At 71.0% G+C, this 16352-nt stretch carries 18 protein-coding genes; 6 read left to right on the plus strand and 12 right to left on the minus strand.

All coding sequences use genetic code 11. The annotated features are described in order from the left end of the window. The first annotated feature begins 11 nt into the window (after positions 1–11). Complete coding sequence (locus AB0M02_RS35485; RefSeq protein ID WP_364235133.1) at positions 12–425, plus strand: hypothetical protein; 414 nt, start codon at positions 12–14, stop codon at positions 423–425. A 48-nt stretch (positions 426–473) separates the two neighbouring features. Here AB0M02_RS35485 and recQ read toward each other — a convergent pair whose 3' ends face one another. From recQ to ribA, 3 genes are all read right to left on the minus strand, one after another. Continuing rightward, on the minus strand, positions 474–2318 hold the full coding sequence (gene recQ, locus AB0M02_RS35490) for a DNA helicase RecQ (RefSeq protein WP_364235136.1): 1845 nt from the start codon (positions 2316–2318) through the stop codon (positions 474–476). A gap of 33 nt (positions 2319–2351) precedes the next feature. Beyond that, a complete protein-coding gene (locus AB0M02_RS35495) occupies positions 2352–4256 on the minus strand; it encodes a SpoIIE family protein phosphatase (protein WP_364235139.1) in 1905 nt (634 codons plus the stop codon). A gap of 68 nt (positions 4257–4324) precedes the next feature. Further along, the gene (ribA, locus tag AB0M02_RS35500; protein WP_364235142.1) at positions 4325–4996 is read right to left on the minus strand and encodes a GTP cyclohydrolase II; all 672 of its coding nucleotides are present in this window, start codon (positions 4994–4996) and stop codon (positions 4325–4327) included. 113 nt (positions 4997–5109) lie between these two features. On the opposite strand from ribA, the gene AB0M02_RS35505 reads away from it, so the two are divergent. After that, positions 5110–5799 carry a dihydrofolate reductase family protein gene (locus AB0M02_RS35505; protein ID WP_364235145.1) on the plus strand — a complete coding sequence of 230 codons (690 nt, stop codon included), beginning with the start codon at positions 5110–5112 and terminating at the stop codon, positions 5797–5799. 101 nt (positions 5800–5900) lie between these two features. Here the strand turns inward: AB0M02_RS35505 and AB0M02_RS35510 are convergent, their stop codons facing one another. Genes AB0M02_RS35510 through AB0M02_RS35530 form a run of 5 tightly spaced genes read right to left on the minus strand, consistent with a single transcriptional unit; the run spans position 5901 to position 10235 of the window. Continuing rightward, positions 5901–6959, minus strand: a complete 1059-nt coding sequence (locus AB0M02_RS35510) for a lysylphosphatidylglycerol synthase transmembrane domain-containing protein (protein ID WP_364235147.1) — start codon at positions 6957–6959, stop codon at positions 5901–5903. A 56-nt stretch (positions 6960–7015) separates the two neighbouring features. Beyond that, entirely contained in the window at positions 7016–7780 is a 765-nt protein-coding gene (locus AB0M02_RS35515; protein WP_364235150.1) for a class I SAM-dependent methyltransferase, read from the minus strand. Beyond that, positions 7777–8805, minus strand: a complete 1029-nt coding sequence (locus AB0M02_RS35520) for a glycosyltransferase family 4 protein (RefSeq protein ID WP_364235153.1) — start codon at positions 8803–8805, stop codon at positions 7777–7779. The genes AB0M02_RS35515 and AB0M02_RS35520 overlap by 4 nt, the downstream gene beginning before the upstream one ends. After that, on the minus strand, positions 8802–9200 hold the full coding sequence (locus tag AB0M02_RS35525) for a 6-carboxytetrahydropterin synthase (protein WP_364235156.1): 399 nt from the start codon (positions 9198–9200) through the stop codon (positions 8802–8804). Before AB0M02_RS35525 ends, AB0M02_RS35520 begins: the two co-directional genes overlap by 4 nt. 57 nt (positions 9201–9257) lie before the next feature. Next, positions 9258–10235, minus strand: coding sequence for a zinc-binding alcohol dehydrogenase (locus tag AB0M02_RS35530; RefSeq protein ID WP_364235159.1), 978 nt, complete (start codon positions 10233–10235; stop codon positions 9258–9260). 81 nt (positions 10236–10316) lie between these two features. Between AB0M02_RS35530 and AB0M02_RS35535 the strand changes: the two genes are divergently transcribed. Continuing rightward, on the plus strand, positions 10317–11093 hold the full coding sequence (locus AB0M02_RS35535; protein WP_364235161.1) for a CDP-alcohol phosphatidyltransferase family protein: 777 nt from the start codon (positions 10317–10319) through the stop codon (positions 11091–11093). Between the two features lie 67 nt (positions 11094–11160). On the opposite strand, the gene AB0M02_RS35540 is transcribed toward AB0M02_RS35535, so the two are convergent. Continuing rightward, positions 11161–12045 carry an ABC transporter substrate-binding protein gene (locus AB0M02_RS35540; protein ID WP_364235163.1) on the minus strand — a complete coding sequence of 295 codons (885 nt, stop codon included), beginning with the start codon at positions 12043–12045 and terminating at the stop codon, positions 11161–11163. 72 nt (positions 12046–12117) lie between these two features. Between AB0M02_RS35540 and yiaA the strand changes: the two genes are divergently transcribed. Continuing rightward, positions 12118–12570: an inner membrane protein YiaA gene (yiaA, locus tag AB0M02_RS35545; protein ID WP_364235165.1), complete on the plus strand. Its 453-nt coding sequence runs from the start codon at positions 12118–12120 to the stop codon at positions 12568–12570. A 118-nt stretch (positions 12571–12688) separates the two neighbouring features. Next, positions 12689–13267, plus strand: coding sequence for a hypothetical protein (locus AB0M02_RS35550; RefSeq protein WP_364235167.1), 579 nt, complete (start codon positions 12689–12691; stop codon positions 13265–13267). Positions 13268–13279: 12 nt separating this feature from the next. On the opposite strand, the gene AB0M02_RS35555 is transcribed toward AB0M02_RS35550, so the two are convergent. The 3 genes from AB0M02_RS35555 to AB0M02_RS35565 all read right to left on the minus strand — a co-directional run bounded on the left by AB0M02_RS35555 (position 13280) and on the right by AB0M02_RS35565 (position 15633). Next, positions 13280–14209 (minus strand): endonuclease/exonuclease/phosphatase family protein, encoded by a 930-nt coding sequence (locus tag AB0M02_RS35555; protein ID WP_364235168.1) that lies wholly within the window; start codon positions 14207–14209, stop codon positions 13280–13282. Between the two features lie 68 nt (positions 14210–14277). Further along, complete coding sequence (locus AB0M02_RS35560) at positions 14278–15123, minus strand: alpha/beta hydrolase (RefSeq protein WP_364235170.1); 846 nt, start codon at positions 15121–15123, stop codon at positions 14278–14280. Between the two features lie 141 nt (positions 15124–15264). After that, a complete protein-coding gene (locus AB0M02_RS35565) occupies positions 15265–15633 on the minus strand; it encodes a hypothetical protein (protein WP_364235172.1) in 369 nt (122 codons plus the stop codon). 245 nt (positions 15634–15878) lie between these two features. Here AB0M02_RS35565 and AB0M02_RS35570 point away from each other — a divergent pair, with 245 nt between their 5' ends. Next, on the plus strand, positions 15879–16079 hold the full coding sequence (locus tag AB0M02_RS35570; RefSeq protein WP_364235174.1) for a hypothetical protein: 201 nt from the start codon (positions 15879–15881) through the stop codon (positions 16077–16079). Positions 16080–16352: the final 273 nt, after the last annotated feature.

Consider the following 16352-nt stretch of genomic DNA (forward strand, 5'->3'; position numbering starts at 1 on the left):
CGGGCGGCGACATGTCCACGTTCCACGGGAACAACCTTCCCGCTCTCATGCGAGACCCGGGGCTGGTGGCGGACGGCCAGGTCTCGATTCTCACCGCTGACGAGAGCCACAGGCTGGCGGCGGCGACGACGGGCAGGTTCCCGGCCCTCAACTGCCAGGAGATCGACTGGGGGAGAGCGCCGTTCCGGTCACAGCGCTTCTACCACGACCATGAGCGCGACTGGCCCGGCGTGGCGTCGGAGATCCTGTCCGAACACGCCGGCCGCACAGCGATTCTGTGGGGCGGCGGTTCCATCCCCGACGTTGTCGCGGAGACGGCCTTGGTGATCCAGCACGCCGAGGACATCGTGAACGCACAGCCGGCGTTCTGGCTCCACCCCTGGGAAGCGACACGCTCGTCGAAGTCCTCGTCGACGGCCAGGTGACGGTCGCCGACATTCCGCCCGCCGTCTGACCTGCCCCCGCGGCTCTGCTCAGGCCGGGTCCTCCTCGTTGACCGCGGCCAGCACCTGCTCCCCGAACTTGGCCAGCTTGCTCTGGCCGACCCCGCTCACCGTGCCCAACTGCTCCATCGTCGCCGGGGCCAGCGCCGCGATCGCCCGCAGCGTGGCGTCGTGGAAGATGACGTAGGCGGGGACGCCCTGTTCCTTGGCCGTCGCACCGCGCCAGGCCCGCAGCCGGTCAAACAACGGCATCGCCGACTCCGGCATGTCGACCGCCGGGGCTGTCGCGCGGGATGACGAGGTGCGGGCCGCGCGGGCCGGGGCCACCTCGCGGCGCATCATCAGTTTGCGTTCGCCGCGGAGGACCTCGCTGCTGCGTTCGGTCAGGGCGAGTGTTCCGTACTCACCCTGGACCGCCAGGAACCCGCCCGCCAGCAACTGCCGCACCACGCCCCGCCACTCCGCCTCCCGCAGGTCGGTGCCGATCCCGAAGACCGTCAGCGAGTCGTGCCGGAACTGGGCCACCTTCTCGGTGCGCTTGCCCAGCAGGATGTCGATCGACTGGCCCGCACCGAACTTCTGCCCGCGCTCCTTCTGCAGCCGGAACACCGTGGACAGCAGCTTCTGCGCCGCGACCGTCCCGTCCCACGACTCCGGCGGCGACAGGCAGACATCGCAATTGCCACAAGAATCCGCATGACCGACTTGTCCGAAATAGGCAAGTAGCTGAGCGCGCCGGCACGTCACGGACTCACACAACGCCAGCATCGAGTCCAGATGCCGCGCCGCATTACGCCGGAACGACACGTCCCCCTCGGAACTGTCGATCATTTTGCGCTGCTGGACCACGTCCTGAAGCCCGTACGCCAACCAGGCCGTCGACGGCTGCCCGTCCCGGCCCGCCCGTCCTGTCTCCTGGTAGTAACCCTCCACTGACTTCGGCAGATCCAGATGCGCGACGAACCGCACGTCCGGCTTGTCGATCCCCATTCCGAACGCGATCGTCGCCACCATCACCAGCCCGTCCTCGCGCAGGAACCGAGCCTGGTTCTCGAATCGCGTCCGCGCGTCGAGCCCCGCGTGATAGGGCAGCGCCGGAATCCCGTTCTCCGTCAGGAACGAGGCGTGCTTCTCCACCGATGCCCGCGACAGGCAATACACGATTCCCGCGTCCCCGGCGTGCTCTGTCCGCAACAGCTCGAGAAGCTGTTTGGACGGCTGATTCTTCGGCACGATCCGATACTGGATGTTGGGCCGGTCGAAACTGGCCGTGAAATGGCGTGCCGAATCCAGCCGCAGCCGCGCCGCGATCTCGTCCCGCGTCTCCGGCGTCGCCGTCGCCGTCAGCGCGATCCGCGGCACGTCCGGCCACCGCTCGTGCAGCATCGACAGCCCGAGATAGTCCGGCCGGAAGTCGTGGCCCCACTGCGACACGCAGTGCGCCTCGTCGATCGCGAACAGCGAGATCCGGCCCCGGTCCAGCAGACGCTGCACGCCCGGTGTCCCGAGGCCTTCCGGCGCCACGTAGAGCAGGTCCAGCTCGCCCGCCACGAACTCGGCCTCGACGATCCGCCGCTCCTCGAAGTCCTGCGACGAGTTCAGAAAGTTGGCCCGCACACCCAGCGTGCGCAACGCGTCCACCTGGTCCTGCATGAGCGCGATCAGTGGCGAGACCACCACGCCGGTGCCAGGGCGCACGAGGGCCGGAATCTGATAGCACAGCGACTTGCCGCCACCGGTCGGCATCAGCACCAGGGCGTCACCGCCGCCGATCACGTGCGAGACGATCTCCTCCTGCTGCCCGCGGAACGACGGATAGCCGAAGATCCGATTGAGGGCGTCGGTGGCATCGGAGACCGGAATGGCTGAAGTCACCCCGCGATAGTAGAGAGCCGAACGGAAGATCGTTCAGCCCTGTGGATAAAGCCCGACCAGTTCCAGGATCGTCCTGGCGGGCGTGCCCGGCGCCGCGTCCAGCGTCAACGGCGCCTTTCCCTGGTGGCTCTCGGCGAGCAGGAACAGCGCCGACACCCCGGCACTGGCCAGGTGTGTCACTCCGGAGAGGTCCACCTCCATGGCCACCGTCCCACCGCGGCTGCGCCGTAGCAGCTCCTGTCGTACCTGTGCCGCCGACGCCGCGTCCACCGGGCCGTCCAGCCGCACCGAGGCCTCGTCACGCAGCTCACTGATCGTCAGTTCGTCGGACGGCAGCCGCAGCACCGGCGCCTCGTCCAGGCGGGTCAGCAGCCGCGCCGGCCGGTGCAGGGGATGCCGCACGGTGGCCACGGTCCCGGTCTCGCCCGGCTCCACCCGCAGGCTCTGCACCAGTTGCGCGGTCAGCGCCAGGCCACGCCCACGCGCCGGCTGCCGGACGGGCGCGCGCCACCCACCGTGGTCGGCAACCGTCACGCACACCGTTCCCGATTGATCGAGCGTCGCGCGTACCTCAATGATGTCTTTTCCGAAATCACCGCCGAACGCGTGCTCGATGGCATTGGTCGCGAGTTCGCCGATGGCGTGCTGCAGCGCGAACGCGTCATGCTCAGCCGCACCCGCCGCGTTCAGCCAGGATCCCAGCCGGGCGCGGGCTGAGCGCAACGCCGCCGGCTCAGCGGGCAGATCAAGAACCAGAGAGGGTACGGGTGACACGCGCTGAGCCGCGAGAAGAGTGATGTCGTCCGCATGGCCACCCGAACGGACCAGCAGTTCGAGCGTCTGTGCGCAGACCCGGTCCGCCGCGGTGGAACCCGGGTCGTGCAGCGCCCGTCCCGCCGCCGCGTCCGCCGCCACCCGCGCGAGTTCGTCGGCCGTGTCCGCCCCGGCGCCGGGCCGTTCCAGGATCCCGTCACTGTAGAGCAGCAGCACGTCGCCCTCACCGAGCCACGCGGTCCGCACCGGGAACGTGCCCCCGGTGCCGAGCGGCATCCCACCGGTGCCCGGCAGGAACCGCGTGCCCGCCGCCGAGATCACCAGCGGCGCCGGATGCCCCGCCGTGCAGTACGTCATCTCGCCCGTGCCGGGGTCCAGCACCACCAGGCAGACGGTGGCCGCGTGCGCCGCGCGTACCCGGTTCGCCAGCCGGTCCGCGGACGCGAGCGCCTCGCCGGCACTCGCACCCGAGTCCAGCCGTTCCTGCAGCACGGCTCGCAGCTGGCCCATCACCCCGGACGCCGTCACGCCGTGCCCGACGACGTCGCCGACGACCAGCGCGACCCGGCCGTCCGGGCGGGACACCGCGTCGAACCAGTCCCCGCCGGCCGCTGTCTCCGCGTCCGCCAGCAGGTAGCTCGCCGCCACCTGCAGTCCCGGCAGCACCGGCAGCCCGGACGGCAGCAGCTCCCGCTGGAGTGCCGTGATCACGTCGCGGCTCTGCTCGTAGCGCCGCCGCAGCCGGCTCGCCTCCGCCTCGGCGGCCTGCCGGGTGCGGGTCAGCTCGGTGACGTCGAACGCCGCGCCGATGACGCCGCGCAGCCCGCCCCCGGCGTCGAGCCAGGGGATGATCGTGAACGTCGCGAACATCTCGTGGACGGACCCGTCCGGCTGGTCCAGGTGCGCGCGCCACTGCTGCCCGGCGATCGGCTGCCCGGTCCGGTACACCTCGTAGTACGCGTCCACGAACTGCTGCCCGGCGAGGTCGGCGAGCACGTCCCGGATGGGACGGCCGATCACCTCCCGGCCGGGCAGCACCGCACGGGTGGCCGCGTTGCACGCGACCAGGTTGAGGTCCGGCCCCTCGCACACCGCGACGATGAACGGCAGCTGATCGACCGCGGCCACCATCGCTTCCAGCTCGTCCGCCCCGGGAAGTTTCACGCCCGCCACCATCTCATCGTGCCGGAGTTGCCGCCAGAAGGCGCCGGACGTCACCCCCTAAGGGGCTTTCATTCGGCGAGCGGCAGGTCGATCGTGTGTGCCGTGTGGGTGGCCTTGACGCTCAGGTAGCGCACGTTCGCCGCGGACAGGTGCACCCCGGTCGGGATCCGCTGCGTCACGTCGATGCCCAGGCCGGTGAGCTGCGCGGCCTTGTCCGGGTTGTTGCTGAGCAGCCGCACCTGGCTCACGCCGAGGGCGAGCAGCATCTGCGCCGCCGCCGTGTAGTCGCGCTCGTCCTCGCCCCGCCCGAGCGCCACGTTCGCCTGGTACGTGTCAAGCCCGTCGTCCTGCAGCGCGTACGCGTCCAGTTTGGCGTACAGCCCGATGCCACGGCCCTCCTGGCGCAGGTAGAGCAGGAAACCGCCCTGGTCGGCGATCCGCTCCACCGCCTCGCGCAACTGCGGGCCGCAGTCGCAGCGCTGGCTGCCGAAGACGTCACCGGTGAGGCACTCGCTGTGCGGCCGTACGAGAGGAGCCCGCCCGCCGGCCGCCGACTTGGTCAGGGCCCGTTGCCAGTCGCCGAGGCCGAGCGCGAGGTGTTCCTTCCCGTCGGCCAGCCCGTCGAAGGTCATCACCCGCGCGGTCGTGGCGTACCCGTCGGGGAAGCGCAACGGCACGGTGACCTGCCGCCGGATCGTCGCCTTGGTCACCGTCGCCACCCCTGCCCGGTCCTCGAACATCGGTCCTCCTTCTTGGTTCCCGCCGTGCCCGGCTCTACCGATGATCTGCCCCGGGATCGCGCTCCGCACGCGGGGATTATCGTGGGGAGACCTTCCAAATGCGGAGATCATCGGTGGCTGAGCGTCCTTACATCTTGTTGAGCTGTGGCATGTCGATCGACGGCTATCTCGATGATGCCGGTCCGGAGCGGCTGCTCCTCTCGAACGTTGCCGACTTCGACCGGGTCGACGAGGTCCGCGCCGGGTGCGACGCGATCCTGGTCGGCGCGTCCACCATCCGGCAGGACAACCCGCGGCTGCTGGTGCGCTCGGCGGAGCGTCGCGCGGCGCGGATCGCCCGCGGCGAACAGCCGGACCCGGTCAAGGTCACCGTAACGAGCAGTTGCCACCTCGACCCGGACGCGTCCTTCTTCACCACGGGGGACAGCGCCAAACTGGTCTACTGTGCCGCGCCGTCGCTGGTCGCCGCCGAGAAGCTGCTCGGCGACCGCGCCACCGTGGTGGACGGCGGCGATCCGGTCGACGTGCGCCGGGTCGCCTCCGACCTGGCCGCCCGCGGGATCGGCCGCCTGATGGTCGAGGGCGGCGGCCGGATGCACACCCAGTTCCTGACCGCCGGGATCGCCGACGAGCTGCACCTGGTCGTGGCGCCGTTCTTCGTCGGCGACTCGCGGGCGCCGCGCTTCGTCCACGACGGCGACTTCCCGTGGGGCCCGCGCAACCGTGCGGCGCTCGCCGAGGTGCGGCAGATCGGGGACGTGGTGCTGCTGCGCTACGCCCTCTCCGACCGCTTCGAGCACTGACCCGGGCCCCGTCCGGGGCACGTCGAGCACTGAACCGGCGCCCGCCGTGCCTCCGGACGTTCCGGGCACGCCGAGCACTGAACCGGGCCCTAACGCGGAGATCAAGCGGCGACACCGCCGGAGTACGCGGGCTGCCGCCGGACCATCTGGATCGGCGCCGGCACGAGGATCGGCTGCGCGGCCATGACCGGCGCGGGGGAGACCGGCGCGATCGCGGCGACGGAGCGCTCGCGGGAGCGGGCCATCAGGCGGACCACGACGATCGCCGCGCCCGGTGCGGCGGCCACGAAGGCCAGGATGCCGTAGGCCACCGCGATCGTCAGCCCCTGCGCCGCGCTCAGCCCGGCCGCGCCGAACGCCCACGCCATCACGCCCTCGCGCGGTCCCCAGCCGCCCACGTTGATCGGCAGGCCCATGGCCAGCAGCGCGAGAAGCAGCAGCGGCGCGAGTTGCAGCAGCGAGGCGGCACTTCCGGCGGCGCGGGCCGCGATCATGAAGGTGGCCAGGTGCCCCGCGAGCACCGCCGCCGAGGCCAGCAGCACGCCCGGACCGGCCTGCCGGGAGAGAAGACCTGAGCGGATCTCGGTGAGCCCGGTGCGTGCGGCACCGGCTGCCCGGGAACGCCCACGCCGCATGCGGCGCATCAGCAGAAAGACCAGGACGCCGGCCACCGCGACACCCACGGTCACCGCGGCGAGACCGGCTTCGTTCTGCTTCGCCAAGGTCAAAACCGGCGAGGGTACGGTAATGAGCACCGCCACTCCGACGAGCAGCAGCACCAACTGCCCGGCTGTGCGCTCCAGCACGACCGCCCGGACGCCACGGCCCAGGTCGCCCTCGTCGCGCCCGTGCCGCACGGCACGCCCGACGTCACCGAGCACTCCGCCCGGCAGCGCCGCGTTGAGGAACAGCGCCTGGTAGTAATCGGCGATCGCGTCCCGCAGCGGGAGCCGCATGCCGAGACCGCGGGCCACGAGGCACCAGCGCCAGGCACTGAGGACGGTGGTCGCGGCACCGATCAGCAGCGCCGCGGCGAGCGCGCCGGTGTCGAGCACGCGCAGCCCGTCCAGGAACGCTCCGGTGCCCAGTCGCCACAGCACCAGGGCCAGGATGGCTGCGCCGCCCAACAGGCGCAGCCAGGCCCAGATCGATCGCGTCACTTTCTCGTCCCCTCGTCGCTCTCAGGGACTAGTACGCCCGATCACCAGGTCAGGGTTCACTCGAAGATCGCTAAAAGATCCCGATGTCCCACGGAGGCGTACGGAACCGTGGTCGTACGCCGCGTGAGGTAGGCGTCGACGACCAGGTCAGGCCGCTGTTCGGTGGCGGCGCCGGTCCAGCCCCGCAGCCACTCGGCGGTGAGCGCGGACAGTGCCGGGCCGAGTCGCCAGTGGCTGGGCCGGGACAGGACCCGGGCGCCGGCCTTCTCGAAGGCGGTCACCGCGTACGCCGGAGCATCCGGCCCCAGCAGCCGCCGCCCGCCCTCCTCGCGCCGCTGATGAGAGTTGAACGCGTCCTGAATCGTCTCGTCCAGCGGGTCGGCCGGGTCCAGCGTCACCTCGCCGGTCACCGAGAGCGTGAACAGCGCGTTCACCCGGGCCTCGGCGCAGACCGCGACGAGTCCGTCCACCTCCTCGGCGGTGAGCAGGTCGAGCAGTGCCGAACAGGTGACCAGGTCGGTGCCGGCCAGGTCCGCGACGGTCAGCTCGGTGACGTCCCGCAGGTGGGTGCTGACGGTGACCTCGGACGGCATCCCGTCGGCGGCGAGCCGCAGCAGCGCCGGGTCCCGGTCGGTCATCACCCAGTGCTGCGGCGTCGGCAGCTGCGGTGCCAGCCAGCGGCCCAGCGAACCGGTACCGCACCCCAGGTCACGAATCACCCGCACCTCGCCGGGCAGCTCACCGACCAGGTCGGCGGCGCGGGCGGCGGCGTCCGCGGGCTCACGCAGGGTCAGCCAGTCGGGACTGAATTCTCCGGTCACTGTTCCACTCCTAGAAGGATCTCGCCGATCCGGCGGGCCGTCTCGTCCCAGCCGGTCAGGGTCTCGCGGCGGGCCCGGGCGCGCTCTCGCCAAAGCTCCCGCAGCCCGGGGTCGGTGAGCCACTCGCGCAACGTCGCGGCGAGGGCATCCGCGTCGCCGGGCGGGACGAGTCGCCCGGGAACCTCGCCGTTCACCGACCCGAGCGCCTCGGGGACGCCGCCGACGTCGCTGGCCACGACCGGGACGCCGTGGGCCAGGGCCTCGGTCACCACCATGCCGTAGGTCTCGGCGCGGGACGGCAACACGAACAGATCGGCGTTCGCGTAGGCGGCGTCGAGGGCGTCACCCGTGAGCGGCCCGGGGAAACGGACGCCGGGCAGGTCGGTGTGCGGTGGGCGGCCGGCGCCGGCGAACGTGCAGGTCCAGGTCAGGTCGGTGAGCTGGGCCAGCGCGGCGAGCAGGACGTCCTGGCCCTTGCGCGGGGTCAGCGACGCGACGTTGAGGAGGCGGCCGCCGCCGGGGGAGGGTTCGGCCAGCGGAGCGGGGTCGACGCCGGGTGGGGCCACGTGCACGCCGGTCAGCCCGTGCATCGCGGTGATCTGGTGTGCCGCGGGAGTGCTGGTGGCGATCACCGTGGCGGCCAGGTGCAGGGACCGGCCCTCCAGGGCGCGGAGTTCGGCGGCGTCGTCGGGGGAGAGGCCGGTCTCGTCGCTGAGCGGGAGGTGGACCAGGATCGCGAGCCGTAGCCGGGTGGCGTGCGGCTCGAGGAGGTCCGGCACGCCGCCGGCGACGAGTCCGTCGATCAGGACCGTCGAGCCGTCGCCGATCGCCTCGAGAACGGCCGTGAGTCCCTTCCGCTCGGAAGGGGCGGGACGGGGCCAGGTTCCGGTGACGTGCTCCTCGCGTACGCTCAAAAAAGAAACGGCCAGGCGCCGGAGCACCTCCCGGTCGTAACGATTGCCGCCGCTCGGCGCCGCCGGGTCGTCGATCCCGCCCGGCAGCACCGCGACCAGCGGAAAACTCACAGGATGCGCTCGTAGCTCGCCCAGGCGATGTGCGACTCGTGCAGTTTCACCTCGATGCCGGTCAGCCCGGACGCGCCCGGGCCGAACTCGCCCGCCTTGATCCGCACGGCCAGGCGGTCGGCGATCACCTTCGCCAGGAACTCGGTCGACGTGTTGACACCGGTGAACTCGGGGTCGTCGTCGAGGTTGCGGTAGCTGAGCCCGGAGCAGATGGTGTGCAGCTGCTCGCTCGCCTTGCCGATGTCCACCACGATGTTGTCGTCGTCCAGGTCGGGACGGCGGAACGTCGCGTCCACCACGAAGGTGGCGCCGTGCAGCCGCTGGGCGGGACCGAAGACCTCGCCGGAGAAGCTGTGGGCGATCATGATGTGGTCGCGGACGGTGACGCTGAACAAGGGCTCATCTCCTTCTGATGGTTCGTGCCGGTACTACGGTTACCCGGTCCTGAAAGATCAATTCCCGCCCGGGTAGTCGATGACGTGGCAGAGCGCGGGGAGGGTGCCGCCGGCCAGCCTCGGGAGGACGTCCGGCAGGTCGTCGAAGGCGCTGTGGCCGGTGATCAGCGCGTCGAAGCGGGGGTCGCGCAGGAGGTCGAGCGCTACGGCCAGGCGTTCGGCGTAGGTTCGGCCTCGTGACGGGGCGATGCCGCCGACCTGGCTGCTGCGGATCGTGAGTCTGCGGGAGTGGAAGTTCTCGCCGAGGGGTACGGCGATCTCCCGGTCGCCGTACCAGCTGAGCTCCACGACTGTGCCCTCGGTCTTGAGAAGGCTCAGGGAGGTCTTGAGGCCGGGTTGAGTGGCGCTGGCGTGGATGACGAGATCACGATCGGTCGCGGCATGGTCCGGCTCGGCAAACCGGATATTCAGCGCTTTAGCGGTGTTTTCCCGGGTGGGGTCGATGTCGACCAGCTCGACGTCCGTGCCGGGGAGGCCGGCCAGCACCGCCGCGACCGACGCGCCGACCATGCCGCCGCCGACCACGGTGATCCGGTCGCCGATCTGCGGGTGCGCGTCCCAGACGGCGTTCACCGCCGTCTCCACCGTGCCGGTCAGCACCGCCCGCGCCGCCGGCACGCCGTCCGGCACCACGGTCACACTCTCGCGCGGCACGGTGTAGCGGGTCTGGTGCGGGTAGAGGCAGAAGACCGTCCTCCCGATCAGGCCGGCGTCGCCGGCCTCGACGATCCCGACGTTGAGATAGCCGTACTTCACCGGCGCGGGGAAGTCACCCTCCTGGAAGGGCGCTCGCATCGTCGCCCACTGGTTCTCCGGCACCCGCCCCTGGAAGACCAGGGTCTCGGTGCCCCGGCTCACCCCCGAGTGCAGGGTGCGCACCGTCACGTCACCCGGCCCGGGATCGGGCACCCGCTCGGTGCGTATCTCGCCCGATCCCGGGCACTTCAACCAGAACGCACGAGCATCAGATGACAACAGCCGTCCTTTCTCTGAACCGAAAGTCCCCGGCAAGCGTGTGTAGGGGACAGCGGCTAAACCCTACGTCCAGGAGGAACGGTGACCTTCAGTACCGACACGACCACGACGAGTTCCGCCCGGGCTCCGCTGGCCGGGTTCGCGGCCCAGATCCTTCTTCTCGCCGCCCTCGCCGTCTTCGTGGGCATCGGTGCCGCGGGCTGGTTCGCCGGACTCGTCTTCGGAGTCGCGCTGTGCGTCCTGCTCGGTGTCGCGTTACAGCGTGCCGGGATGCAGGACCTGGGCTGGGCGAACGCGGTCACTTTCGGACGCGCCATCCTGACCGGCGGCGTCACCGCCCTGGTCGCCACGAGCCTGGCCGGAGACCCGGTCCCGACCGCGCTGCTCGTCACCATCGCCGCCGTCGCGCTGGCCATGGACGGGGTGGACGGGCAGGTCGCGCGGCGTACCGGGACGAGCACCCCGCTGGGCGCGCGCTTCGACATGGAGGTCGACGCGTTCCTGATCCTGGTCCTCAGCATCGCCGCGTCCACCGAGTACGGCTGGTGGGCACTGGCGATCGGCGCGTTCCGCTACGTCTTCGTCGCCGCCTCGTGGGCCGCGCCCTGGCTGAACGCCCCGCTCCCGCCGAAGTTCAGCCGCAAGGTCGTCGCCGCCCAGCAGGGCATCCTGCTCGTCGTGGTGGTCAGCGGCGTGCTGCCGTCCTGGCTGTCGGTCGCGACCCTCGCGGTGGCGCTGGGCTCGCTGACGTGGTCGTTCGGCCGCGACGTGGCCTGGCTGTACCGGGCGTCGCGGGTCCGCGAGGAGGCCCGCAGCCGCTGGTCCGCGCCGCGCGCCCACGCGTTGGCGACCCGCTGAGAGGTCCTTTGCGTCCCCGCCTCGGCGACCCGCCTCGGCGACCCGCTTCGGTGACCCGCTGAGCCGGTCAGCCGACCCGGTGGACAGTATTGGCCGGGGGAGCCGGCACCGCGTCCGGGTGCAGGATCGCGGCGATCGCCTCCACACCGTCGATCAGGCGGGGACCGGGGCGCACCACCAGGCCGTCCCCGTCGATCGCCCACACCGCGGCGCCCGGGAAGTGCGGAACCACCGCGTCCGCCTGCCGGATCGCGCCGTCCAGGTGATATCCGCACGGGGTCACCAGCACCACCTCCGGCTTCGGCGCGGTCAGCTCGGCCCAGGTCACCGCGACCGACCGCTGCCCGGGCCGGCACGCGACCGGCTCACCGCCCGCGGCGACGATCATGTCCGGCACCCAGTGGCCCGCGCCGAACGGCGGATCCACCCACTCGACCACGGCCACCCGGGGACGGGGGCGGCCGGCCACCGCGGCGGCCACCCGGCCCAGGCGTTCCTCCAGCGAGGCGACCAGGTCACGGCCCCTCTCCGGTACGCCGGCCGCGCTCGCGACCTCGGCGAAGGTGCCCAGCACGTCGCGCAGCGTGTACGGGTCCAGCGCCAGCACCTCCGACCGGCATCCCAGGTGGCTCAGGGCCTCGTCGACGTGACCCGACGGGACCGCGCAGACCCGGCACAGGTCCTGGGTGAGGATCAGATCGGGATCCAGGCCCGCCAGAGCGTCCGCGTGCAGCGTGTAGAGGTCGCCGCCCGCCGCCATCTGCGTACGCACGTACTCGTCGATCTCGCCCGGGCTCATCCCGCGGGTGTCGCGCCCGCCCACCACCACGGTCTTCGTGCTCCGGGCCTCGACCGGCTCGTCGCACTCGAATGTCACACCGACCAGATCGCCACCGAGCCCGAGCGCGTACACGATCTCGGTCGCCGACGGCAGCAGGGACACCAGGCGCATGCCACCATCCTGCCCTGCCCGGTTGGCGCAACTCGCCGGACCGGGCCGGGCGATCGCCGTAGCGTGGGCCTCATGGCCTACCCGCCGCCCTCCTCACCGGCCAAGCCCACCGCCGCGTTCGTCGGCGCCTCGTGGGCCGCGCTCGTGCTCGGCGTCGTGTCGTTCGCCGTGGGCCTGTGGAACGCCACGATGGCCCGCAGCGAGAAGGGCTTCTACGCGGCGGTGCTGGTCCTCGGCCTGTTCGCCGCCGTGTCGCTGCAGAAGTCGGTACGCGACCGGGCGGAGGGGCTGCCGGTGTCGGCGCTCTACCTCGGCCTGTCCTGGTCGGTCGTCGGGTTGTCCGTCGTCATGCTCGTGATCGGCCTGTGGAACGCCACGATGGCCCTCAGCGAGAAGGGTTTCTACGGGCTCGCGTTCGCGATGACGCTGTTCGCGGCGGTGGCGGTGCAGAAGAACGTGCGCGACACGCTCCAGTTCCGCGCGCCCGTCAACCCGGAGCCCTACCGTCCGCCGCGCGACGTGTGAGACCTCGGTAGGTCGGCCGAAAGATGTATGCCGGCTGAGAAACGGTAAATCCATGGATGGATGTGCCCGGGTGGCTTCTTCCGCGAAGCTGTCGGCGACGCCGATCCCGGGAGGGACGATGACCGCACCGCTGGCCCACACCGACACGCTCGTGCTCGACTATCTGGCCGCGCTCTGGGCGGCGACGGAGGACCTGTCGCCCGAGTCACGCGACGACCTGATGTCGACCGTGGCCAACTACATCACCCTGCGCCGCGACCTCGCCGAGGACCCGGCGCTCGTGCTGGGCCGGCTCGGCCCGCCCGAGCAGCTCGCCGCCGCCGTCCGCCGCGGCGGCATGCCCACCCACCTGCGCCTGCCGGCCGTCCGGGTGCCCGCGCCGGCGCCTTCCCCGAGCGCCGGCGGCGGCCCGGAGCACGCGGCGATCACCCTGCTGATGGCGGGCACGTTCGTGCTCCCGGTGGTCGCCCCGGCCGCCGGCCTGCTGATCGCAACCGGCTCGGCGAACTGGACACCGGCCCAGAAAGCAGCCGCCTGGATCCTGACGATGGGCTCGGCGGCGGGGGCGCTGATGTTCGCGCTGATGCTGGCGGGGTTCGGGAGTGGGGGCGGGGTGTTCTTCCTGATGCTGTATCTGGGGTGTTGCGCGGGGTCGGTGGCGGCCGGGCTGACACTGAAGACGGGCCTTCGGGGGTGAGCCGGGGGACGGTCAGAGCGTCAGGCGGGCCACGATCGGGAGGTGGTCGCTTCCGGTTCGGGGGAGGGTTTGGATCTGTGCGACCGAGAAGGAGCGGGTGAGGACCTGGTCGATGCGGGCCAGGGGGAACGCGGCCGGCCAGCTGAACTCGAACGTGGAGTCCACGGTGTGCAGGTGACTCAGGACCGGGTCCAGGCCGCGATCGTCGACTGTGCTGTTGAGGTCGCCGAGCAGCACGACGCGTTCGAGTGGTTCGGCGGCCAGGGCTGTTCCCAGGAGGATTGCGCTCTCGTTTCGGCGTACGCAATCAAGACCACCCAGCCCTGGACGCACCGAGGGCAGGTGAACGACGTAGATCGCCACCTCGCCGTGCGGGGTGTGCGCGACAGCGCGCAGACCGCGATTCCAGTCGGCGCCGAAGGCGGGCGGGCGGATGTTGAGCGGGCGCGCCTCGCTCAGCGGGTGCCGCGACCAGATCGCGACCGTCCCCTGCACGCTGTGGTGCGGAAAGCGGGGTGCGAGCGCCGTCGCGTAGGCCGGGTACGCCGCCGGAGTGATCTCCTCCAGACCGATCAGATCCGGATTGGCGGCGATCAGCGTGCGCACCGTCGCGGCGGGATCGGGGTTCTCGTCGCTGACGTTGTGCTGGACGGCGATCAGCCCGGTGTCCCGTCCCTGAGCGGGCAGGATGTGGCCGGCGAAGACCACGGCCCAGGTCGCCAGCGGGAGCAGCGCGGTGAGCAGGGCGACCGGGGTGCGCTGCCAGGCGGCCAGTGCCAGGAGCAGCGGGATGATCAGTCCCAGCCATGGGTGGAACGTCTCCACGAGGCTGCCATAACTGCCGGGCACGAGGCTCGGAAACGCGAGCACGACCGTGGCGAGGACGGCGACGGGCACGGCGGCGCGGATCAGCACCGGGCCGATGATGTCAGCCCGGCGCACCCGGGATGCAGCCCGCGCACCCGGGATCCAGCCCGGCGACTCGGGGGTCGGCTTGGCGTGTGCGGGACTCAGACTGGTGTGCCCAGGATCTCGGTGAGCACTCGGGTCCAGACGGCGCGGGGCGGGAACTCGTGGCCGACGCCGTCCAGCCAGACCAGGCGTGCGCCGGGGATCGAGCGGGCCAGTTCCTCCGGGTGTTCGGCGGGGAAGCGCCGGTCGAGTGTGCCGTGCAGGACGACCGTTGGTGCGGTGATGGCGTTCAGCCGATCGCGGACCGGCATGCCGTACCCGGCGAGCCTGTGGTTCTGCCGTGCGGTGGCCAGGTCGCCGCCCCGGTCGAAGACGCGTTCGGCAAGGCGGCGCAGGTGTGGTTCGTCCGGTGTGAACGGGCCGCCGAGCGCCCGTGCCTCCGCGATCAGCCCGGCGATCGCGGACCGGCGGCTGGACCAGTCGATCTCGGTGCGCGTGTCGACCATCGTCGCGGCCCTTCCCGAGGAGAGCGGGGTCTCGTGTGAATGGGCGTCGCCGGCCGTTGTCGAGATCAGTGTCAGGCTGAGCACGCGTTCCGGATGCTGCACCGCGATCCGCAGGCCGAGGGCGCCGCCGAGGCAGATGCCGACCAGATGGGCCGCCGGGATCCGGAGCGCGTCGAGCACCCCGATCGCGTCGTTCATCAGGTCCACGCCCGAGTACGCCGTGACGCCCGCTGGGAAGCACGTCGACCGGCCGGTGTCCCGGTGGTCGTACCGGATCACGAACCGTCCGCCGGCCGCGAGCCGCCGGCAGAACTCGTCGTCCCACCAGTCCATCGAACTGGCTTCCCCGGCCAGCAGCAGCAACGGGGGCTCAGTAGGCTCGCCGAAGGTCTCCACGCACACCTGGATGCCGTTGACGGGCATCATCGTCTCGGTCACCACCGGATCATTGTGGCGAGCCTCACTTGCGGGCACGTTAAATGGGCATCACATCGCGGGTCCGTCCCGCTGAGAGAAACCTGTTCGCTCCTGGACATAAGTGACGGCCAGGCCGTCGTGCGGCCTGGCCGTCGGGGGCATCTAGTGGCGGACGGGTGCGGGTGCGGTGGCGGCCCGCTGCTGATGGCGGACCACCCGCAGCGACATCGCCGTGATGCCCAGTGCGATCACGAAGAGGGCCAGGTGCAGGTAGGGGTCGACGATCGGCACGAAGCCGATGATCGCCACCGGGATCTGCACGAGGGCGATCAGGGCGGCGAGTTGCCACCGATTGCCGCCGCTCCACAGCAGCGCGGTCCACACCGGCGCGGAGACGACCAGGAGAGTCAGCCCGTCGAGCACGGCGTGCAGGGCGGGATTCTGCACCCTGGTGTGCGCGAACGCCTGAGCGGGGGAGGCGATCCAGAGACCGGCGAGGGTGAGGGCGAGAACGACAGCGGCGCGACGCATGGGATCCTCCAGCGTGATCAGACCGTTGCTCCGAGTAATCACCGTACGTTCCCCGCCCTGATCGAATAAAGAGTCACGGCGATTCATTCGCGCTTCTGGCACAGATCACGCTCCGTGCTCAAGATCGTCCGATCGGCCAGGTGGATACTTTCCGTGATCATCGCTAGCCTGCTCCGGTGCGAATGATGGAGCTGGCCATGGCGGCTGCGGTTACGGTTAGTATTTCAGGCGCTTCTTACGCTGCGTTGAACGTCAAGCAGCTGGAGGCCTCCTCCCGTGCCGTCGCGGACCAGGCCACCTGCCGCACCGTCGACACGGCGATCGTGGGCTACCTGGCCCAGCACGGTGAGTCACCCAAGTCGATCTCCCAGCTGAAGAGCTACGTGAAGGGCGACATCTCCCGCTACCGCATTGTCAACGGGGTCGCCTCGGGGCCGGGCTGCTGAGGGATGGCCTCGAATCCGGCGTGAGTGGCCGCGCGGGTTTCGGGTTTTGGGTTCTTGGGCGCAACCACTCACGCACGTCGCCGGGTGGTGGTGAGCGTCATGGACGCGTCAGCGGCCAGCTCGCCGCCGCGCGGCCCTCGGCGGGAGCGGCGATCTGTACCCTCCACCCCGCTACGACATGGCTTTTATGAATTTGATCTTGGGTCTGCTCCCACCGGTGCCTTGGCGTTCCGGACTCCGTCCTACGATCGGTGTGAACCACCGGACATGACG

This window comes from Actinoplanes sp. NPDC051861, from assembly GCF_040681145.1.
In the GTDB taxonomy this organism is placed as follows: domain Bacteria; phylum Actinomycetota; class Actinomycetes; order Mycobacteriales; family Micromonosporaceae; genus Actinoplanes.